This window comes from Actinoallomurus vinaceus, assembly GCF_039542055.1.
Taxonomy (GTDB): domain Bacteria; phylum Actinomycetota; class Actinomycetes; order Streptosporangiales; family Streptosporangiaceae; genus Actinoallomurus; species Actinoallomurus vinaceus.
On the sequence record NZ_BAABHK010000003.1, the window covers coordinates 38,048 to 57,169 of the forward strand.

Here is a 19,122-nt window from a genome sequence, read left to right on the forward strand (position 1 = left end):
CTATCTCCGGCAGTGCAGCAGCGCCAGGTCGATCGTGTCGGCCATGGCCTGGTAACCGGCGTCGCTCAGGTGGAGGTGGTCGCCGGAGTCGTAGGCGGGCGACAACCGCGTCGGGTCGGCCGGGTCACGGGTGGCGCGGTCGAAGTCGACGACGCCGTCGAAGACGCCGCTCGTCCGGATGAAGGCGTTGACCTCCTGCCGGACGGCCTCGTTCGCCGTGCTCTGGTAGACCGAGCCGCCGAACGGGGTCAGCGTCCCGCCGATGAGACAGCGGCCCGCGGCGTGCGCCGCCGCGACCATCTCCTGGTACGCCGCGGTGAGCTGCGCCGCGGTGGCGCCGCCCGCGCCGATGTCGTTCACCCCTTCGAGCAGGATCACCGTCCGGACGCCGGGCTTGGTCAGGACGTCGCTCACCAGCCGTGTCCGGGCGCTGCGCCCAACGCCGTCCTTCAGGACCCGGTTGGCCGAGATCCCCTCGTCGGTCACGCCGAGCCGCCACGCGGGCGGCAGGGCCCGCAGCCGGTCGGCGAGGTAGTCGGGCCACCGGTGGTTCGCGTTCGCGGTCGAGCCGACGCCGGAGGTGATCGAGTCGCCGAGGGCGGCGACCGTGGAGACGGTCCTCGGCGCGGTCACGACCACGGCGTCCAGCCAGAACCAGACGGCCGACTGGGTCGGGAACGCCGTCCCCGCCTCCTCGGCCGCGTGGTCGCCCGACGTCGACTTGTAGGTGAACTGCATCGTGCGGTTGTGGGCGGTGAGTTTGCCGCTCGCGCCGCGCAGGTAGAGGCTCACCGCGAGGTTCCGCCGGGCCGGCACGCGCCCGGGCAGCGGGTCGCTGAGCACCACGCCGCCGGGCGGCACCGTCACCGAGGCGCTGCCGCCGAACCTCAGCCGCCGGTTGGAACCGGGCACCAGGTCCGCTCCGGACCGCTGGACGCCGACGTATGCGGCGCCGAACGTCACCGGCCGGTCGCCGAGGGCGTTGGACAGCCGGATCCGCAGGCCGGTACCGCCGACGCTGATGTGCACGATGTTCCGTACGGTCATCTCGGTGAGGGTTCCGCCGGTGGTGTCGTCGGCGGCCGCCCACGTCGACGCCTCGTGGGCGGATCCGCGGCCGGCGTACGCCGGTGTGGCGCCGATCAGGGGCACGACGAGAAGCGCGCCCGCGAGCGCCCGCCGCGCCCAGCGTCTCCTGTTCCGCGCGTCCATGGGTCAGTGGCCCTGGGCGGCGGCGGGGATCGGGTAGGGGAAGCCGGCGGTCACGCCGATCTTGTCGTACTCCATCTTCGAGGAGTCGAAGTTCGCGTCCCAGCTGTTGTTCTCGAAGGCGTTGCAGTTCGTGTTGCCGTGGAACGGCTGCCGGTACTGGATGTTCGTGGCCTGGATGTCGGAGAATTTGTAGCCGCAGCCGCCGGCGTCCATGTGCACGCCGCTCGGCACGACGTCCGGCATCGACGGGTCGGCGTTGACGTCGTCGATGAGGATCTGCGACATCGACGCCTCGATGGTGTGCGGCTCGAAGTTCTGCACGCCGTACGAGTCGATCGCGCCCATGTCGCCGCTGTCCTGGCCGGCGTGCGCGATCCGCAGGTAGCTCAGCGCGTTGCCGCCCGCGTAGTTGTCCGCGTTGGCGACGGTGGTGATCGCCTTGACGCTGACGGCGTAGCGCGCGCTGTGCTGGATGACGCTGTGGCTCAGCTCGTTGTGCCCGCTGTCGAGGATCTCGTAGCCGGAGGCGTCACCGGAAACGAGCTCGCCGATCCAGGTGATGTAGTTGTTCGTCAGGACGTTGTGGTTCGCGACGTCGCCCTCCCCGGGGTAGGGCCCCTCGATCTTGACGCCGTCGCCGCCGAGGTTCTCGAAGAGGCTGTCGGAGACGGTGTCGTGGTCGTTGGCGAACAGCAGGAACACGCCGGTCCAGCCGGTGTCGGCGATGTGCAGGCGGCGCAGGCCGACGCGTATCGTGTTCGTCAGCGTGACGGCGCCGTACCGGTTGCGCGGCATCTCGATCTGCCGGTCGTAGTCCGGGTACTTATGCACGTAGCCGGAGTCACCGACGCCGTTCCAGCCGTAGCGGTACCAGTCGGTGAAGTCGGTGTACTGGACGGTGAACCCGTCGAGTGACAGGTCGTGCACCCGCGCGGACGGCGAGCTGCCCGCGATCGAGAAGACCGTCTGCACCGTCGGCGCCATGACCGTGCTGTTCTCGATCGAGCCGTTACGGGGCCGGTAGTAGAGCATCCCGTCGCTGTGGTCGAGGTAGTACTCACCCGGCTGGTCCAGGAAGTCGAGGGAGTTCTGGATGAAGTAGCGGGATCCGACCTGGGAGTACAGCGAGAACCTCGTCGGGTAGCGGAGGCTGACGAACTTCTTCTTCCAGTTGACGTTGAGGATCGGGTCGGTGTCGGTGAACCAGCTCCAGTGGCCGCCGGACCAGACGACGACCTGGGCGTCGTGCAGGTCCCAGTTCTGGTCCCAGTCACCGTCCTTGTAGGCCATCCACTGCTGGGAGTTGGTCAGGGCGTCGTCGGAGCTCTCCAAGGACTGCAGGTACGGGCCGAGCGTCTCGGTGGAGGTGCGGTTCGGGGTCCGGGCCGTCGTCGCCCGCTGCCCGTTGTCGTACAGGGTGTAGAAGGGGTGGTTCTTGTCGGTCTGCACCCGGTAGATGTCGCCCTTGTAGTGCTGCCAGCCGGTGATCTGCCTCGCCCCGAGGAAGCGGGCCTTCCCGGGACCGTCGTAGCTGCGGTAGACGACCGAGTGCCCGTTGCTTCCCGAGTCGGCCTCGGTGAACCGGATGGTGCTGTCGACCGTGTAGTCGCCCGCCCGTACCTGGACGACGAGGTCGCAGCGCATGTCCCGGTTCAGGTGCCGTTGCCGGATGACGTCCCGGGCGTGCTCGATCGTCTTCCAGGGCCGACCGATGGTGCCGTTCGCCCGGTCGTCGCCCTGCGGGGAGACGAACAGCTGTTTCGGCGTGCACGCCCGGTCGCGGGCGTCGGCGGCGGCCGCGGGCACGGTCAGGCACGCGAGTGCCGTGGCCGCGCCGACGGCGGCGCGCAGGAGTCGCTGGCGGGATCTACGGAACATGAACCCTCCTCGGGTCGTACTGGCGGGAACCCCGATGGATGTGACTCTCTGCGGCGGCTGCCCTCAGGCTCCCCGCCCGTCGGCGCGCCAGCGCTCGTACTCGGCGCGGGTCTCGGGCGTGAGCGGGTAGTAGTCGGACAGCGCGCCGCCCTCCTCGATGCGCGACCGGCTGAACCGCTCCCACTCCTCGTGGTCGGCGGCCGAGTCGATGAGGTCGCGGGCCTTCCGGCGCGGCACGACCACGGCGCCGTCGTCGTCGGCCACCACCAGGTCGCCGGGGAGGACGAGCACGCCGCCGCAGGCGACCGGCACGTCGTAGGCCCAGGGGAAGAGCTCGGACTGGGAGGCGTAGTGCGGGGTGACGCCGGTCGACCAGATGGGGACGCCGAGCCGCCGGACGCGGGGCGCGTCGCGGATGCAGCCGTCGACGACGATGCCGGCGCCGCCCTTCTGCTTGAAGTAGCGGACCAGCATGTCCCCGAAGCAGCCGGTGTAGGCGCTGCCGTAGGCCTGCACGACCAGGACGTCCCCGGGCCGTACGGTCTCCAGCACGGCCCACAGCGCGGTGTGCCGCTCGATGTACTCCTGGCCGAGGCCGGATGCGATGTCCTCGCGCTGGGGCATGAACTGCAGCGTCAGTGCCCGCCCCGCGACCTTCTGCCCGGGGGACAGCGGCCGCGGCCCGGAGACGAAGGTGCGCCGTATCCCCTGCCCGTGGAGCTTGGCGCAGGCGGTGGCCGCGCTGACGGCGGAGAGCCGCCGGACGAGGTCGGGGTCGGGTGGTTCCGGCGCCTCACCGCGTACGGGCAGGTCCCACACCGGGTCCTCGTCGGTTGTCCGGACGCTGTCTTCCACTGATGGGCTCCTCACGGTCGCCGTCACGCCGGGATGGTCCCGGCGTGCTGGTGCGCGGGCCGGGCGGCCCGCAGGGTCAGATGCAGATCGATCCGGATGCGGCGTCCCGGCGGCAGCACGACTTCCAGGCGCGGCCCGCCGACCTCGAGCTCACGGGTGACCACGGTCGTGTCCGGCGCGACGTACGACGTCAGGTCGCCGGGGTAGCCGGTGTCGGCGGCGGTGACGACGGCCCGGGTGATCCGGTGCTCGCCGAACGCTCCGGCCTGCACGACCACCCGCCGGGTTCCCGTCAGGCCCGTGTGCACGAGTTCCACGCCGGTACGGTCGGGCCCGACGTCGTCGACGAGGGCCGCGACGTCGGGCGGCAGGCCGGGCCGGCGGCGGTCGGCGTCGAAGTAGGCGAGGCGCGTGGGCAGCAGGCCGCCGTTGTACAGCACCTGCGGCGTGCCCGTCGTGAGCTGGAGCAGCGCCTCGGTCAGCACCGGGTTGAGCCGTTGCCAGTGGTGGATGTGGAACTCGTCCGGGGCGGCCCGGTCCGCGTCGATGAGCGCCATCCGGCGCTCCACCTGGCCGAGCGCGGCGGTGAGCATCGCCTCCGGGAACCCGGGGTTGTCCCCCCGCAGGTACGCCAGCCACGGCGCCTCGTGACCGGCCTCCTCCTTGTTCCGGAAGCCCCGGACGACGCGCCAGTCGTAGCCGGACGCCTTCCACAGCCGGTCGAGGCGGTCCCGGTCCTCCTCCGCCATGCCCGCGTGCCACAGCCACACCGGCAGGCCGAGCTGCGGCGGCTGGAAGTCGAACCAGCCGCCGTCGTCGTGCCGGTTCGGCACCAGCAGGGTGGGCCGGTCGGCGTCCTCGCCGAGTTCGGCGAACCACCGGTCGCTGATGCTCATCGACGTCCGCCCGGGAGGTCGGTCGGGGTGGGTTGGTCGGGAAAAATCTGTGACCGTTCCGCGTATCCCGTGGCGCAGCACCAGGTCCAGCGGGCCCCGGCCGAGGTCGAGGTGGTCGGTGCCGCCGGTGAGCAGGACCGTGTTGACGGCGGCGACCAAGGCGGCCGCCCCGACGCTGTAGACACCGTGCGGCCACTGCCAGCCGTAGTTGCCGCCGTACCAGCGGTCGCCGTGCAACTCCCCCACCCGGCCCGACGGGCCGACGTTGTCCGGCAGGATCCCGCCGAGTGCGGCGGCGCGGCGCTCCCATGCCCCGACGTAGCGCAGCGCCCAGTCGCGGAACCGGTCCTCGTGCCCGTACAGCCAGGCGTTGGTCGCCAGGCCGGTGGCGGCAAGGTTGACGGCGACGTCGCCGCGGCCGATCCGCTCGTTCATCGCGGCGCCCATCCGCTCGGCGTTCGCGGGGTCGGCCAGGTCGTCCCAGGAGGAGATGCCAGGCAGGTCCCGCAACGGCAGCCCGAAGGGACGCATGGACGCCTGGTCGTACGACGTCCACTCCTCGTTGACGCCGTAGCGCGGGCCGCCCGCGCCGTTGTGCGGTGCCCGGATGGTGTCGGTGCCGGCGTCGTAGTTGCCGGCCGGAGAGCCGGGGAGGTACAACTCGGCGAACCGGCGCGCGCGTTCGGCGAACCGCTCGTCGCGCGGGTCGGCGGCGCAGATGCCGTAGAACAGCAGCAGGGACTCGCCCTGGTGGAACCAGTCGTAGCCGCGCTCGAACTCGTCGACGAGGTAGCCGAACTCGGTGAGCTGGGCGGTCACCCCCTCCCAGTGGTGCTTGCAGGCGTTGAGGAGGTCGTCGGCGCCGCCCAGCCGGTACAGGGTCGGCCAGTTGAAGAACGCCTCGTAGAAGTCGTCGGCGCCGTCGCGGCTCGCCAATGCGCCGGTGTAGCGCAGCCGGCCGTCGCCCTCGCAGTAGCGTCCGGCGAACGCGCGCCACGCCTCGTCGAGCGCGTCGAAGAGCCGGCGTTCCAGGATCGCCCAGGCCGGGGGCGCGCCGACCGGCACGCTCGCGACGACGCGGGGAATCCGTTCGGTCATGGTCAGCCCTTCGTCGCACCGGCCGTCAGGCCGCTGATGATGTGCCGTTGCATGATCACGAAGAAGACGAGGAGCGGCGCGATCGCGAGCAGCAGCGTCGGGAAGACGACGGTGTAGTCGGTGGAGTACTGGCTGACGGCGGCGTAGACGCCGGTCGTGACCGTGTACAGGCCGCTGCCCGGGCCGAGGATGATCTGCGGGTTCACGAAGTCGTTCCACACCGAGAAGGTGTTGAGGATGACCATCGTGGCGACCACGGGCCGCATCAGCGGAAAGATGATCTTCCAGAAGACGCGGAGCCGCCCGGCGCCGTCCACGGCGGCGGCCTGGTCGAGCGTGACCGGGATGGTGCCGATGTACCCGGCGTACAGGAAGATCGAGAACGGCAGCGTGAGGGACGTCTCGAACAGGACGAACCCGCGGATCGTGCCCATCAGCCCGAGCGTCTTCAGGACGTACACCACCGGGATGACCAGCACCTGACTCGGGATGAAGGTGCCGGCCAGGAACACCAGCAGCAGCGCGCGGTAGCGGCGGCGCGGGCTGCGGGCGATGACGTACGACACCGGCCCGGCCAGGACCACCGACAGCACGTTGACCGCGACCACGAACAGGATCGTCACGGCGTACCCGCGCGCGATGTCGAACTCCGGGTTGTGCAGCGCGTGCCCGAGGTAGCGGGTGGTCAGCGCGCCCAGCGGGAGGCCGAACGGGTGCTCGAGGATCTGCTGCTGCGGCTTGAACGCGTTGACGACCAGCACGTACAGCGGAGTGAGCATGAAGATCGCGACGACGCCGAGGAACAGCGGCCGCCACACGCGGCGCGGACGACGGGCGCGCGGCCGTACGGTGCCGGGCGGCTCCGGCGGAGCGGTCGCGGTATCCGCCCGGGCGTCGATGGTGGTCAGGCCCTCGCTCATGAGTACACCGCCATCTCTCCTCGCCGCCGGAGACGGGTGACGATCAGGGCGAGCGCGGCGGTGACGACCATGAGGACCACGGACTGCGCCGAGCCGAACCCGAGCCGGTTGTCATGGAAGGAGTTCCAGAGGATGAGGTAGGCGAGGGTCTGGGTCTGGCCCGCCGGCCCGCCCGCGGTGAGCGACACCACCAGGTCGTACGTCTTGAGCAGCGTCACCAGGGACAGGACGACGTTGACGGTCACGACGGGCCCGAGCGCCGGCAGCGTCACGTGCCGGAACACCTGCCATCGCGAGGCGCCGTCGATCCGGGCCGCCTCCACGAGTGACGCGGGGACGGCCTGCAGCCCGGCGAGGTAGAGGACGACGTTCACCCCGAAGCCCGCCCAGACCAGGACGGCGATCATGGTGACCACCGCCCACGTGGGGTCGGAGAGGAACGGCAGCACGCTTCCCCCGTGCGCGGTGACCAGGCTGTTCACCGCGCCGGTGGTGCCGAGGATGGCGCTCCAGAGGAAGCCGACGACGAGCGCGCTGAGCACGTGGGGGTAGAAGAGCACGACCCGCAGGAACCGGTTCGCCCGGGAGGAGCCGTTCACCAGGACCGCGAAGCCGAGTCCGAGCAGGTTCATCCCGGCCGTGCCGACGATCGCGGCGAGCAGGGTGACGGTGGCCGCGTGCCGCATCACGGGGTCGCCGAACAGGTGCGCGTAGTTGGCCATCCCGACGACGTGCGGCCGGGCGCTGTAGCCGTCCCAGTCGGTCAGGCTGAGGTACACCGCCAGCCCGACCGGGACGACCAGCATGACCGCGAACAGGGCGGTGGCCGGCGCGACCATGAGCAGGGTCGCGAAGCCCTCTCCCCTGCGGCTCGGTTTCGTGTGCGTCGCGTGGGTCATGAGCGGGACGCGACCCACTGGTCGACGGCGGCGGCCACCTTCTCCGGCGAGCGTCCGACGTACAGTCCCTGGACCTGGGTGTTCCAGGCGTCGTTGAAACCGTTCGGCAGTGTGTCGTCGCCGTACCCCTCGCCCTGGGGCACGGTGGCGGGCGCTGCGTCGAGGATCTGCTGCACCTGGCGTTCCAGCGGGGTGAATCTCCGGTCGAACCCGGGGCGGAAGTTCCCGTCCTGCTGGAGCTGGCTGGTCACCGCGCTCTTGTCGGTCACCAGCCACTGGACCAGCTTCAGCGCCAGGGCGCGGTGCTCGGCCGACTTGAGGATCATGTACGGCGCGGCCATCGTGGCGCCCTGCGGCCCCGGGCTCCGCTGCCCGGTCTGCACCGGCGCGGGGAACACGCCGACCTCGAAGTCCTTCTTGGCCGTCGCCTCGGCGGCGGTGAACCAGCTGCCCATGATGTACATGGCCGCCTTGCCGGCGAAGAACCTGGTCTGGGAGTCCGGGTACTTCAGCCCCATCGCGTTCTTGTCGACGTAGCCCTGCGCGATCCAGCTCTTGTAGAGCCGGAGGTGCGGCAGCAGCGACTCGCCGACCTTGAGGCGTCCGGCCTTGACGTCCTGGTACCACTGCGGGTGGCTCTGGGCGAGCGAGGGGTCGGCGAGCTGCAGCAGCTGCAGGCCGGTGACGAAGTCGCCCGCGGTCTGCAGCGGAAGGTAGCCGGCGGCCTTCAGTCTCCCCATGTCCTGGGTGAGCTCGTCGAGGGTCTTGGGCGGCTGCTGGATGCCGGCCTTGGCGAAGGCGGCCTTGTTGTAGAAGATCAGCGACTGCGCCTGCTCGCCCACGCCGACCGTGTAGATCCGGCCGCCGACCGCGGCCTGCTGGGCGAGCGGGGTCCCCTTGACCCAGGGCTGGTCGGTGAGGTCGAGCATCTGCGAGGCGCGGGTCCGGTCCGCCGTCAGCTGCTCGACGACGTCGGGGGCGTTGCCGGCCGCGAGCTGCTGCGGCAGCGTGTCCGCGACCGACTTGCCGGTGGGCGCCTCGATCTTGACGTGCACCCCGGGATGCGCCCGTTCGAAGGGTTTGACGAGCTCTGTCCAGTAGCTCTGGGTGAGGTTCGGGGTGATGTTGACGAGCATGCGGACGGTGCCCTTGTCCCCGCCGCCAGAGGTGTTCCCGCCCGAGAACCCGCCGCCTCCGCCGCAGGCCGCCAGGGCGAGGGACAGCAGGGCTCCGACGGCCGCCCGGCTCAGGTGTCGTGGACGCATCACGTCTCCTCCGTTGAGGCCCCCGGAATTAAACGTTTTAACGGGTCACTCATCGAGTAACGATTCGTTAATAGATCGCCGTCCGCAGAGGTGTCAAGAGTTACGCCCACATGACAGGGCGTGGAAGCACGTGTTACCGTCAAGACGTCGAGTCGTAAGTCCGTGACGAAGAGCGATATTCTGAATCGATGACGACCCGCCCCAAGACCTCCCTGGCGCTGAGCGACAGCGACCGCTCGACCCTCCTGGCGTGGGGATCCCAGTCCGACGGCGCCCTCGCCCAGCGCAGCCGGATCGTGCTCGCCTGCGCCGAGGGCCTGTCCAACAAGGACGTCGCCGCGCGGCTCGGCGTCAGCCCGGCGACCGTCGGCAAGTGGCGGGACCGGTTCGTCGCGCGCGGCCTCGACGGGCTGGCCGACGCGCCCCGCCCCGGCCGTCCCCGCAGCGTCGACCGGCAGGAGGCCGAACGCCTCATCGCCGCCGCGCTCGGCACGGCCGAACGCGGCGGCGCGGTGCCCTCCACGCACTCCCTGGCCCGCAGCCTCGGCCTCTCGCAGTCGACGGTGTCCCGGATCTGGCGGGAACTACAGGACGCCCCATCGGCCTCCCCGGCTCCTCCCGCGGAGGTCCCGCTCGTCACGGACGACGACCTGCTGCCGCGGGAGCTGCTGTCCGACCGGGTCTACGAACGGCTCCGCCGCTCGATCGTCGACGGGGAGCTGACGGCGGGCGAGCGCCTCATCGAGTCGGAGATCGCCCGGCGGCTGGGCACCAGCCAGGCGCCGGCCCGGGAGGCGATCAAACGGCTGGTCCACGAGGGCCTGGTCCGTTACCTGCCGCACCGCGGCAGCTACGTCGCCGAGATCTCCGAAGAACAGGCCCGCGAGGTCCGCGACGTCCGCGTCCTCCTCGAGGAGTACGCCGCCCGCGGCGCGGCCGTGCGGATTCAGCCGCCCATGCTCGACCACCTCGGCGAGGACGTCGAGGCGATGCGGCGGGCCGCCGGGCGCGGTGACATCGGCGGCTTCCGCGACGCCGACATGGCCTTCCACCGCCACGTGTGCGCCGCCTGCGGCAACGGATTCCTGCTGCGGGTCTGGCGCATGATCGAGCCGAGCCTGTGGGGCCTGCACGTGCTCGGGGACCCCCGTTACTCCGGCGACTGGGCGGCCATGGCCGACCACCACGCGACCCTGGTGGCCGCGCTCTCCCACGGCGACCCGGACGAGGCGGGACGGCTCTTCGCCGCCCATGCCCGCGGCGAGTCCACGCGGACCTGACGCGGAACGGCGATGCGCGGCTTACGAAGACGCCGTCGTCGAGGGGCTCGTGCGGTGCCCCGAGTCATCGGTCCGCGCTCCGGACAGATGCCGGATCACGACGCCGACGAGCAGGTCGCGGCGGAGGAAGCCGTAGTGCCGGGAGTCCCAGCTGGTCGCGCGGTTGTCGCCCAGGACCACCAGGTGGCCCGGCGGCACGACCGTGCCCGCAATCGACTGGATGTCGATCTCCTCCCAGTCGGAGGGCACCCGATCGCCCGGCACGGCCACGGCCCGCTTGATGAGGTACTGCCGATCCCCATCATCCGGGACCGTCCGCCCGCTCGGCAGGTCGGGATACGCGAAGACGGCCAGGCGGCCGGCCCGCACCCGTTTCGTCCTCCGGACCAGCACTCGCTCGCCCGACCGGAGCTCCGGCTCCATGCTGTCACCGTCCACGGTCGTGACCAGGAGGCCGTAGCGCACCGCCAGGACCGCCGCCCCTCCGGCCAGGAGCACCACGACGATCACGAGCGCGACGGTCACTCGGCCTCCTGGTATCCGGCGGCCTGCAACTGGAACAGCCGGGCGTAGTCGCCTCCCGCGGCGAGGAGCGCTTCGTGCGTCCCCTGTTCGACGATCCGCCCGTCCGCGAGGACCACGATGCGGTCGGCGTCGCGGACCGCGCTCAGCCGATGGGAGATCAGCAGGCTGGTCCGGCCCGCGCGGTACTCGCGCATCCGGGTGTGGACCTCGTGTTCCGCCTCCGGGTCCAGGCCCGAGCTGGGCTCGTCGAGGATCATCAGGTCCCGGTCGTCGCGCAGGAACGCGCGGGCGAGCGCGAGTCGCTGCCACTGGCCCCCGGACAGGACGACGCCGGTCACCGGGTCGTCCTTGTCAGCCCCGATCATGAACATGCGGGTGAGCGGCGTGTCGTACCCCCGGGGCAGCTCGGCGAGCCGGTCATGGATCCCCGCGCGCTTGGCCGCGTCCTCCAGCCGCCCCGCGTCGTCCAGGGCGGTCAGGTCGCCCAGGCCGATGTTGTCACCGGCCGTCATGTCGTACTTCATGTGGTCCTGGAAGACGGCACTGATGCGCTCGCGCAGCAACTCCGGTGGGATGGCCCGTAGATCCACTCCGTCCCAGAGGATCTGCCCCTTCGTCGGGTCGTACATCCGGCACAGCAGCTTGACCAGGGTGCTCTTCCCCGCTCCGTTCAGGCCGACGAGGGCGACGGCGTGCCCGTACGGGATGGTCAGGTCGAGGCCGCGCAGCACCCAAGGATGGTCATCGCTGTACCGGAACCACACGTCCCGCAGTTCGATGCCCTGCCGCAGCCGGGGTGCGCTCCCCTGCTCCGCGCGCGGCAGATCAGGCTCGGCCCGGACGACGGCGACGTAGTGGGTGAAGGCCAGGAGCCGCGCCTGGCCGTTCGCGATCGCGGCGGTCAGTGACGCCAGCGCGGCTTGAACGCCGATGACGGCCGCGAGGAACATTGAGACGTCTCCGATGCTGAGCTGACCTCGGCGTGCCGCCATGATCGCCCACCACAGGCCCGCTCCGGCCACGGCCGCGCTCAGCGCGGTCAGCCCTCCCTGGACGCGCAGCTCCCGGCGGTCCATCCGATCGTGCGCCGCGTCGGCGCTGCGCCGCTCGTCGATCATCCGGCCGCGCAGGAACCTGCCGATGCCGAACAGCCGGATCTCTGTCGCCGCAGCCACTCCGGTGAGCAGCTGGCTGTAGAAGTACTCGCGACGGTAGTACTGCTCGACGGCCCACTCCATCGCCGACCGGCGCCGCGACAGGACCAGCTCGGCGACGAGCGCGGGAACGGCGGCGAGGAGCACCAGGACGGTCATGGCCGGGCTGAGGACGAGCAGGGATCCGATGAAGCCGACGAGGGACAGCCCGCCTCCCAGAATGCCGCCGAGGCCGTCGACGAGCTCCGCGACGCGGCCGGTCCCTTCCTGGGCCAGCCGGAGCCGGTCGAGGAAGGCCGGATCCTCGAAGTTGCGCAGGCCCACCTGTCTCTCGGCCGCCGCGAACAGCCGCCCGGTCGCGGTCCGGCCGGCGGACCGGCCGATCCGCGCCCTCAGGTACTGGACCGCCACCGGCAGCGCCGCGGCGACCAATCCGGTGACGATCATCCCGAGTGCCGGCCCCGCGACCCCGCCGTGCGGGGTCGTCAACCGGTCAATCACCAGTTTCGTCAGCCAGGCGGTCGCGATCGGCGCCGCGGCCGACGCGACGGTCAGGATCAGGAACCCCGCCAGTTCTCCGGTGGCCGCACTCCACAGGAGCGTGACCGCCTCGGCGGCCGAGGCGCGCAACTCCCGCATGCCGATACGGTGGTCCCCCTCAGGGGCGTCGGTCACCGCTCAGGCCCTGCCCGCGACGTGCCGGACGGGGAGCTCCTCCATCCGCGAGCCGGCGGCCACGACCCGGTGGTCGTCGCCGATGAGGTACAGCGCGGGGGTCCAGGTGTTCTGGAACGCCCGCGCGACCGGCCCGCCGTCCAGCTCCGCGGTGACGACCCTGGCCACCGGGGTGAGCGCGTCGACCGTCTCCTGATCGTCGCCGCCCACGACCGCGAGGACGTTGTCCCGGCCGAGCTCACGCGCCTGCTCGACGAAGCGCGGCAACAGCGTGTGGCAGGCTTCGCAGCCTGCGGAGAAGAAGCCGACCACTCCCGTGAGGGTGTCGTGGGACACCGGCTCACCGGCGGTCGTCACCGCGTCGAACTCCCCGGGCGCGGACCCGGGTCCGAGCTCGAACAGCGGTCCCGGGTGGTGACCCGTACCGGCGGCGTCGGCTCTCAGCCGGCGCAGGATCCCGATCGTGAGCAGCAGGTTGAGCAGGCAGAGGATGCCGAGCAGCACGACGGCGGCGGCGAGATAGGCCATCAGGAACTCCTGGCGAACAGGTCGACGATGTCGTCCAACGCGACGATCAGGATCGCCCCGACGAGACCGCCCGCGACGGCGATCGCGAGGCCGGCCGTCACGGGGAGACCGCCGGGCGCCATTCCGCCGAGCGCGGCGGCGACCAAGAGCGTGGCGTTACGGACGAGGTGGCGAGGGGCGATCGGCGTGCTGGATGCGCCGAAGCACCGGCATGGGGCCCGGCGCCCGCGCCGCAGGGCGACGGCGATCGCAACGGTGAACGCGATGAGGAGGACGCCCGCGAGTCCGAAGCCGTACGCAGTGGCCGGCGGGACCAGCAGGAGGACCGGGATCACCGCCTCGGCGGCGACGACGGCCCGGGCGAGCGGCCGGACCAGCCGGGACGGGACCGGAGCCAGGGCGGGAAGCGATCGTTCGAACCCACCGAGGTCCCGCAGCTTGGACACTGCCGAGGCCACGAACACCAGGGCGATCAGGCTGACGCAGCCCGCCCGCACATATTCCATGAGCCCACGTCTCTTCTCGCGGACCGCGCGGGCGGCGGCATGGCACCGCCGCCCGCGTGATCGGAACGGGTCGTCAGCAGCTGCTGCGGACCTTGCTCCACTCGCAGCCGGTCTGCGGGCAGCAGAAGCGGTACCAGTAGCCGGGGTGACCCTGGGCGTTGCAGAAGTAAGCGCCGCTGCACGCGGAGGCGGTCGCCTTCGGCGCGGCCTTCTCGATGATCCGGTCGATGAGACGCATCATGGGGTTCTCCCTTGGGACGCGATGGTCGAAATACGGGGACAAACGTCGATCGCACCCTGGTGTGGAGCGCGCGTTCCACACAGGTATGCTTCACGACCTTTCGTGGCAGCCCGCATTCTCCGGAAAATGCGGATTGCGGCCGCAATCGCCGGTAGGCGACGCCCGGGCACAGCTCATGATCATCTAACGAGGGTCAAAGATCAACACCTGTCCCACTGATCATTTTCGGCCCCGGGAGACACACGCGTCTCAGCGGCGGCGGCGCGGATCGGGCGGGATGCGCAGGGCCGCGATGACCGTCGCCAGCATGTCGTAGTGGGCGGCGAGCATGATCAGCTCGATGCTCTCCCGCTCGTCGAGGTGCTCACGCAGTCCGGCCCATGCCGCGTCGCCGAGGTCGCCCTCCGCCTGCAGGGCGTCCACCGCGGTCAGGATGGCGCCCTCCCGGGGCGACCAGCCGCCGGCCTCGGCCCCCTCCTCGGTGAGCCGGGCCAGGTCGCCGCGGGTGACCCCGGCCCGGGCACCGAGCCGTATGTGATGGTCGAACTCATAGCGGCAGCCGCGCAAGTGCGCCACCCGGAGAATGACCAGCTCGGTCTCCCGGCGGGGCAGCACGCCGCCCGGCATCAGCCGACCGGCGAAGCGCAGCCAGCCGCGGAACAGGCGGCGGTGCCGCCCGAGGACCCGGAACAGGACGGGCGGCTCCGTGCCGACGCGCCACCCCGCCAGCCAGGTGAAGATCCAGGCCGGCGTGCCGAGGTCGCGGCGCGAGCCGGGCGCGATGCGCGGGGCAGCCGCGCCAGGCGCCGGAGCCGCACCGCCCGAGCCGTCCTCGGCGATCCCTTCCGTCCTTGCCTCCCGATTCGGTCGTCGCATGGGTTCAGCAATACACGAGCGCATGTGCCTGGGGAAGGTCCCGGCCGGACGTCCTGATCAATCCGCCGCCGGGCCGAAGTGGTCGACGATCCCCCGCGCGTAGTAGGGCTCCCAGTCCTCGTCCGGGGCATCGGCGGTGTACCGCTTGTCCAGACTCACCAGCACGTAGACCAGCTCGCTGCGGACCGGCTCGGTCGCCAGGAGCTCCGGCAGCTCCGAGAGCCGGACCAGCCAGTCGGCGTACCAGGACGCCCAGTCGTCGTCCACGCCGTCCACGATCCGGAAGACACTGTGGTGGACCTCCCCGGCCTCGTGCAGCAGTTCGCGCACAGCCTGCGTGGTCGTGTCCATCGTCCCGCCTCGAACCGATCGCGGCGCGTCCGGCGGCCATCGGCCCGGCGCGCTCCTCAGGCCGGCCCTTCCGGCGGGGTCGGGGCACCCTCGGCTACGGGCCGCTGACCTGGACCTTCCCCACACGGCGGGTGACGGTAAACCTCACCCGGCGACGGACGCGATCAGCTCGGCCGGTCTGTGGCTACGGTGCATGGGCCCTCCTCACCCGACAGGCGGCGGCGAAGCCGAGCTCCCGATCAGCCCGGCCGGTCCGCCGGCTGCGGCGCATGAGCCCTCGCCACCCGACACGCGGCGGCGAACCCGACCCCCCGATCAGCCCTGCCGGTCCGCCGGCTGCGGCGTCGTGAACGTCGCGTCCTCCTCGCCGGCGATCCGCAGCGCCCGCTCCACCCGCGACCGTACGGCGACGTCGAACACCCGCTGAGCCGCCATGCGCCCGTGCAGGACCGGTCCGACCCAGCGCGGGGCGTGGACGCGGCGGGCGCGCGTGGCGATGCCGTGCTCCAACGCGTCGATCCCGGCGCTGAGCGGGGTCACCCCGGTGAACGCCCCCCGGCGGCCCTGCAGCGCGGTGGTGGCGCGCGTGCCGAACCCGCGACGCGTCATGTCGGTGTCCAGTTCGGCGAAGTACGCGACGCCGACCCGTGCGCCGGTGTGCCGCAGCTCGATGCGCAGGGTGTCGCCGAGGGCCTCCACCGCCGCCTTCGACGCGCTGTAGGCACCGAGCAGCGGGGCGCGGACGGCGGCCGCCAGCGAGGCGACTACCAGGGCGTAGCCGTTCGGATGGGAGATGTACGGGCCTGCCGCGCGCAGCGTGTGATAGGTGCCGAAGACGTTGACCCGCATCGTCGTCTCCAGGATGCCGGGGTCGCCGTCGAGGATCGGCCACTGGCAGGCGACGCCGGCGTTGGCCACCACCACGTCCAGGCCGCCGAGCTCCCCGGCCAGCTCTCCCACGGCCCGCTCGACGCCGTCCCGGTCGGTCACGTCGCAGAGACGCCACGGCGCGTCCCCGCACGCGCCGGCGACGGTCGCGAGCCCGTCCGGCTCCAGCCCCGCGAGGGCCACGCGGGCGCCGCGGGCGTGCAGGCGGCGGGCCAGCGCCGCCCCGATCCCCCGCGCCGCCCCGGTGATCAGCACCCGCCGGCCGTGGAGGACCATCCGGTCGTTCGTTCTCCGCATGAACCAGCAATACACGAACGCCGTTGCCCGTGAAATCCCGATCGCGATCGGGTGGTGGCCGAACGCGGACCGAGGCCGGCCGCACCGCTGCGGGAGCGAGACGGCGGCGACGGCGAGCTGCCGGCCGATCCGCCTCCGGTGTCGTTCTTGAATCGCCGCGCCATCTCGTGGAGGACGGGAAGCTGGACCGGGCCCGCCGGGTCCTCGCCGAGGTCGAGGGCGAGCGCATTCCTGGCCTGCCCCGCCCCCGACACGGGCGAGGCGGTGCGCCGGGACCCGGCCGTACGGGACCGGCTCCCGACGCGGTTCGTGACGGGGGCGGAACCGTGGTTCCGGAGGCCGGTCTCAGGAGGTGCCCTCGGCCTTGTTCCGCAGCGCGTCGAGCTGGGCCGGCGCGCCGAACGCGATGAGGGTGGCGGGCGGTTCGAGCGGGGTCTCCGGGGGCGGATCGGCGAGGAAGCGGCCCGCGTCGGTGCGGATCGCCAGCAGCAGCACGCCGGTGCTCTCGCGCAGCGCCGCCTCCCGTACGGTGCGGCCGGCCAGCGGCGACTCCGGGCGGATCTCGACCTGCTCGATCTGGAACTCCAGCGTCTCGTCGTGCATGACGACGTCGAGGAACTCCGTGACCTCCGGATGGAGCGCGAAGGCCGCCATCCGGCGTCCTCCGATCAGCTGCGGGTTGACCGCCCGGTCCGCCCCGGCGCGCAGGAGCTTGGACTTGGACGACTCGTTGCGGGCGCGGGCGATGATGACCAGGTCGGGCCGCAGCGCCCGGCTGGACAGGGTGACGTAGACGTTGTCGGCGTCCGTCTCCAGGGCGGCGATGAGCGAGGCCGCACGGGTGATGCCCGCCTCGTGGAGCACCTGGTCCTCGGTGACGTCGCCGACGACGTGCGCGTGCTCGATGCCCGTGAGCCGGGAGGAGTTCCGGTCGATGACGACGATCCGGTGTCCCATCGAGGCGAGGTACTGCCCACTGGCCTGGCCGACGCGTCCCCAGCCGCAGATGATGACGTGGCCGGACATGCGGCCGATCGCGCGGTCCATACGACGCCTTTCCACGTGAGCCCGTACGTGTCCTTCGAGGAGCGCCTCCAGCACCGTACCGAAGGTGTACAGCGCCGTGCCGACGCCGACCAGGATCACGAAGATCGTGAAGATCTCCCCGGCGGTCGTCAGGTGCCGGACCTCGCGGAATCCGACGGTCGAGACGGTGGTGACCGTCTGGTACACCGCGTCCAGCGGGGTGAATCCCAGCAGCATGTAGCCGATGGACCCGCCGACGATGACCAGCGCCAGGCACGCGACCGCGATCTGAAGCCGGCGCACTGTCTCCACACCGCCAATTGTCGCCTCACCGTGCCGTCCCGACACGTCACCCGGATACCGAATCGGCCCGCGCCGCCACGGCGCGGCACGCCCAAAGCGGCGCGGCGGCGCAGGGCGGCGCGGCGGCGCAGGGCGGCGCGGCGGGCGGGCAGCGCCGACCCGCGGCCACGGCGACGCGGCGGCCCAAAGCGACGGGGCAGGCGGGCAGGGCGGGGCGGGGGCTATGCCGCGTCGGGGACGGGCTTGCCTCCGGTCATGGGCGCGTGGTCGGCCGCCGGGACCGCGGGCCGCCCGCCACGCCGCCAGATCGGGGCGGCGAGCAGGACCACGAGGAGTCCACCGGCGCCGGGGAGGATGAACGCCCACCGGGTGCCCCAGTCGTCGATGATGGTGCCGGTGACCGGACCGGCGACGGCCAGGCCCAGCGTCATCGCGGTGCCGTGCAGGCCCGTCGCCTCACCACGGGCCTCGGCGGGTACCCACCGGCTGAGCGTGTCGATCGTGGTGGAGATGCCGGGAGCGCACAGCATCCCGGCCGGGAGCAACGCGAGGCACACCACCCGCCAGTCGCCGATCAGGCCGATCGGCACGGTGAGGGCGGCCATGGTCCCGACGATCGCCAGGGGTGAGAAACCGCGCGGCAGCGCGCCGTACACGAACCCGCCGACCAGCGAGGCGACGCCCCACACGGCGAGGACCAGGCCGGTCCACCGGGTGGCGGCGTCGGCCTTCAGCACGGCGACCAGGCCGAGCTCGGTGGCGGCCAGCACGAACGTCAGCGCACACGTCACGCCGAGGAGCGCCAGCAGTCCGGGGGTCAGCCACTGCCGGCGGCGCACCACGGCGCCGCCCGCCTCCGGCTCCCCCTCGACGCGAACGGGCGGGTCGAGTATCAGCAGCGCGACGCCGGACCCCACCAGCCCCAGCCCGAGGAACGTCATGGTCCAGGCGCTGCCGAGCGCGGTGGTCACGGCGACGGCGAGTGCCGGGCCGGTCATGTAGCAGACCTCGACCAGCATCGAGTCGAGCGCGTAGGCGCTGCGGCGCTGCTCGGCCGGGACGGTGGCCGCGAGGCACTGCCGGACGACGCTGAACACCGGCAGCGCCAGCACGCCGTCGGCGAACGCGCCCGCGACCAGCGGCCAGTACGGCAGGAAGGACGCGGAGATCCAGAACACCAGCTGAGCGACGGTGGTGACCACCAGGACCGGCCGGAGGCCGCGCCGGTCGACGAAGCGCCCGGCAATGGGAGAGCCGACGGCCACTCCGGCGGTCGCGGCCGCGCCGACCAGGCCCGCCTCCAGGAAGCCGAGCCGCAGCCCGCCGACCACGTACAGGGTCAGCGTCAGCCCGGAGGCGACCACGGGGACCCGGGCCACCAACCCGACGAGCAGCAGTGTCCGGACGCCGGGGATGGACAGCACCCGCCGGTAAGGCTCCACAGTCATG

General features: G+C 71.8%; 18 protein-coding genes. 1 reads left to right on the forward strand and 17 read right to left on the reverse strand.

Annotated features, from left to right (window positions below):
* The 7 genes from ABEA24_RS11350 to ABEA24_RS11380 all read right to left on the reverse strand — a co-directional run bounded on the left by ABEA24_RS11350 (window position 1) and on the right by ABEA24_RS11380 (window position 9,023).
* A complete protein-coding gene (locus ABEA24_RS11350; protein ID WP_345430686.1) occupies window positions 1-1,212 on the reverse strand; it encodes an SGNH/GDSL hydrolase family protein in 1,212 nt (403 codons plus the stop codon).
* Between the two features lie 3 nt (window positions 1,213-1,215).
* Window positions 1,216-3,090 carry a hypothetical protein gene (locus ABEA24_RS11355; protein WP_345430687.1) on the reverse strand — a complete coding sequence of 625 codons (1,875 nt, stop codon included), beginning with the start codon at window positions 3,088-3,090 and terminating at the stop codon, window positions 1,216-1,218.
* 63 nt (window positions 3,091-3,153) lie between these two features.
* Complete coding sequence (locus ABEA24_RS11360; RefSeq protein ID WP_345430688.1) at window positions 3,154-3,945, reverse strand: RraA family protein; 792 nt, start codon at window positions 3,943-3,945, stop codon at window positions 3,154-3,156.
* Between the two features lie 23 nt (window positions 3,946-3,968).
* The gene (locus ABEA24_RS11365; protein WP_345430689.1) at window positions 3,969-5,939 is read right to left on the reverse strand and encodes a DUF8034 domain-containing protein; all 1,971 of its coding nucleotides are present in this window, start codon (window positions 5,937-5,939) and stop codon (window positions 3,969-3,971) included.
* 2 nt (window positions 5,940-5,941) lie between these two features.
* On the reverse strand, window positions 5,942-6,859 hold the full coding sequence (locus ABEA24_RS11370) for a carbohydrate ABC transporter permease (protein WP_345430690.1): 918 nt from the start codon (window positions 6,857-6,859) through the stop codon (window positions 5,942-5,944).
* Window positions 6,856-7,758: a carbohydrate ABC transporter permease gene (locus ABEA24_RS11375; RefSeq protein ID WP_345430691.1), complete on the reverse strand. Its 903-nt coding sequence runs from the start codon at window positions 7,756-7,758 to the stop codon at window positions 6,856-6,858. The genes ABEA24_RS11370 and ABEA24_RS11375 overlap by 4 nt, the downstream gene beginning before the upstream one ends.
* Complete coding sequence (locus ABEA24_RS11380; protein ID WP_345430692.1) at window positions 7,755-9,023, reverse strand: ABC transporter substrate-binding protein; 1,269 nt, start codon at window positions 9,021-9,023, stop codon at window positions 7,755-7,757. Before ABEA24_RS11380 ends, ABEA24_RS11375 begins: the two co-directional genes overlap by 4 nt.
* A 188-nt stretch (window positions 9,024-9,211) precedes the next feature.
* Between ABEA24_RS11380 and ABEA24_RS11385 the strand changes: the two genes are divergently transcribed.
* Window positions 9,212-10,303 (forward strand): FCD domain-containing protein, encoded by a 1,092-nt coding sequence (locus ABEA24_RS11385; RefSeq protein WP_345430693.1) that lies wholly within the window; start codon window positions 9,212-9,214, stop codon window positions 10,301-10,303.
* A gap of 21 nt (window positions 10,304-10,324) precedes the next feature.
* Here ABEA24_RS11385 and ABEA24_RS11390 read toward each other — a convergent pair whose 3' ends face one another.
* The 10 genes from ABEA24_RS11390 to ABEA24_RS11435 form a co-directional block, all read right to left on the reverse strand.
* Complete coding sequence (locus tag ABEA24_RS11390; RefSeq protein ID WP_345430694.1) at window positions 10,325-10,828, reverse strand: S26 family signal peptidase; 504 nt, start codon at window positions 10,826-10,828, stop codon at window positions 10,325-10,327.
* Window positions 10,825-12,621 carry an ABC transporter ATP-binding protein gene (locus tag ABEA24_RS11395; RefSeq protein ID WP_345430695.1) on the reverse strand — a complete coding sequence of 599 codons (1,797 nt, stop codon included), beginning with the start codon at window positions 12,619-12,621 and terminating at the stop codon, window positions 10,825-10,827. Before ABEA24_RS11395 ends, ABEA24_RS11390 begins: the two co-directional genes overlap by 4 nt.
* Before the next feature lie 39 nt (window positions 12,622-12,660).
* Window positions 12,661-13,185 carry a peroxiredoxin family protein gene (locus tag ABEA24_RS11400; RefSeq protein ID WP_345430696.1) on the reverse strand — a complete coding sequence of 175 codons (525 nt, stop codon included), beginning with the start codon at window positions 13,183-13,185 and terminating at the stop codon, window positions 12,661-12,663.
* On the reverse strand, window positions 13,185-13,691 hold the full coding sequence (locus ABEA24_RS11405; RefSeq protein ID WP_345430697.1) for a MauE/DoxX family redox-associated membrane protein: 507 nt from the start codon (window positions 13,689-13,691) through the stop codon (window positions 13,185-13,187). The genes ABEA24_RS11400 and ABEA24_RS11405 overlap by 1 nt, the downstream gene beginning before the upstream one ends.
* 73 nt (window positions 13,692-13,764) lie before the next feature.
* Window positions 13,765-13,932: a hypothetical protein gene (locus tag ABEA24_RS11410; protein ID WP_345430698.1), complete on the reverse strand. Its 168-nt coding sequence runs from the start codon at window positions 13,930-13,932 to the stop codon at window positions 13,765-13,767.
* A 249-nt stretch (window positions 13,933-14,181) separates the two neighbouring features.
* Window positions 14,182-14,808 (reverse strand): carboxymuconolactone decarboxylase family protein, encoded by a 627-nt coding sequence (locus tag ABEA24_RS11415; protein ID WP_345430699.1) that lies wholly within the window; start codon window positions 14,806-14,808, stop codon window positions 14,182-14,184.
* 57 nt (window positions 14,809-14,865) lie between these two features.
* Entirely contained in the window at window positions 14,866-15,159 is a 294-nt protein-coding gene (locus tag ABEA24_RS11420) for a hypothetical protein (RefSeq protein ID WP_345430700.1), read from the reverse strand.
* Between the two features lie 315 nt (window positions 15,160-15,474).
* Window positions 15,475-16,344: an SDR family NAD(P)-dependent oxidoreductase gene (locus tag ABEA24_RS11425; RefSeq protein ID WP_345430701.1), complete on the reverse strand. Its 870-nt coding sequence runs from the start codon at window positions 16,342-16,344 to the stop codon at window positions 15,475-15,477.
* Window positions 16,345-16,689: 345 nt separating this feature from the next.
* The gene (locus tag ABEA24_RS11430; RefSeq protein WP_345430702.1) at window positions 16,690-17,682 is read right to left on the reverse strand and encodes a potassium channel family protein; all 993 of its coding nucleotides are present in this window, start codon (window positions 17,680-17,682) and stop codon (window positions 16,690-16,692) included.
* A gap of 212 nt (window positions 17,683-17,894) precedes the next feature.
* Window positions 17,895-19,121, reverse strand: a complete 1,227-nt coding sequence (locus ABEA24_RS11435) for an MFS transporter (protein ID WP_345430703.1) — start codon at window positions 19,119-19,121, stop codon at window positions 17,895-17,897.
* Between the last annotated feature and the right edge of the window lies 1 nt (window position 19,122).

What these genes read in the sequence shown, in the direction of transcription:
- ABEA24_RS11350 (WP_345430686.1), bottom strand. Translation starts at nt 1,212, where the DNA reads ATGGACGCGCGGAACAGGAGACGCTGGGCGCGGCGGGCGCTCGCGGGC.
- ABEA24_RS11355 (WP_345430687.1), bottom strand. Translation starts at nt 3,090, where the DNA reads ATGTTCCGTAGATCCCGCCAGCGACTCCTGCGCGCCGCCGTCGGCGCG.
- ABEA24_RS11365 (WP_345430689.1), bottom strand. Translation starts at nt 5,939, where the DNA reads ATGACCGAACGGATTCCCCGCGTCGTCGCGAGCGTGCCGGTCGGCGCG.
- ABEA24_RS11370 (WP_345430690.1), bottom strand. Translation starts at nt 6,859, where the DNA reads ATGAGCGAGGGCCTGACCACCATCGACGCCCGGGCGGATACCGCGACC.
- ABEA24_RS11375 (WP_345430691.1), bottom strand. Translation starts at nt 7,758, where the DNA reads ATGACCCACGCGACGCACACGAAACCGAGCCGCAGGGGAGAGGGCTTC.
- ABEA24_RS11380 (WP_345430692.1), bottom strand. Translation starts at nt 9,023, where the DNA reads ATGCGTCCACGACACCTGAGCCGGGCGGCCGTCGGAGCCCTGCTGTCC.
- ABEA24_RS11385 (WP_345430693.1), top strand. Translation starts at nt 9,212, where the DNA reads ATGACGACCCGCCCCAAGACCTCCCTGGCGCTGAGCGACAGCGACCGC.
- ABEA24_RS11395 (WP_345430695.1), bottom strand. Translation starts at nt 12,621, where the DNA reads ATGCGGGAGTTGCGCGCCTCGGCCGCCGAGGCGGTCACGCTCCTGTGG.
- ABEA24_RS11400 (WP_345430696.1), bottom strand. Translation starts at nt 13,185, where the DNA reads ATGGCCTATCTCGCCGCCGCCGTCGTGCTGCTCGGCATCCTCTGCCTG.
- ABEA24_RS11405 (WP_345430697.1), bottom strand. Translation starts at nt 13,691, where the DNA reads ATGGAATATGTGCGGGCGGGCTGCGTCAGCCTGATCGCCCTGGTGTTC.
- ABEA24_RS11410 (WP_345430698.1), bottom strand. Translation starts at nt 13,932, where the DNA reads ATGATGCGTCTCATCGACCGGATCATCGAGAAGGCCGCGCCGAAGGCG.
- ABEA24_RS11415 (WP_345430699.1), bottom strand. Translation starts at nt 14,808, where the DNA reads ATGCGACGACCGAATCGGGAGGCAAGGACGGAAGGGATCGCCGAGGAC.
- ABEA24_RS11420 (WP_345430700.1), bottom strand. Translation starts at nt 15,159, where the DNA reads ATGGACACGACCACGCAGGCTGTGCGCGAACTGCTGCACGAGGCCGGG.
- ABEA24_RS11425 (WP_345430701.1), bottom strand. Translation starts at nt 16,344, where the DNA reads ATGCGGAGAACGAACGACCGGATGGTCCTCCACGGCCGGCGGGTGCTG.
- ABEA24_RS11435 (WP_345430703.1), bottom strand. Translation starts at nt 19,121, where the DNA reads ATGACTGTGGAGCCTTACCGGCGGGTGCTGTCCATCCCCGGCGTCCGG.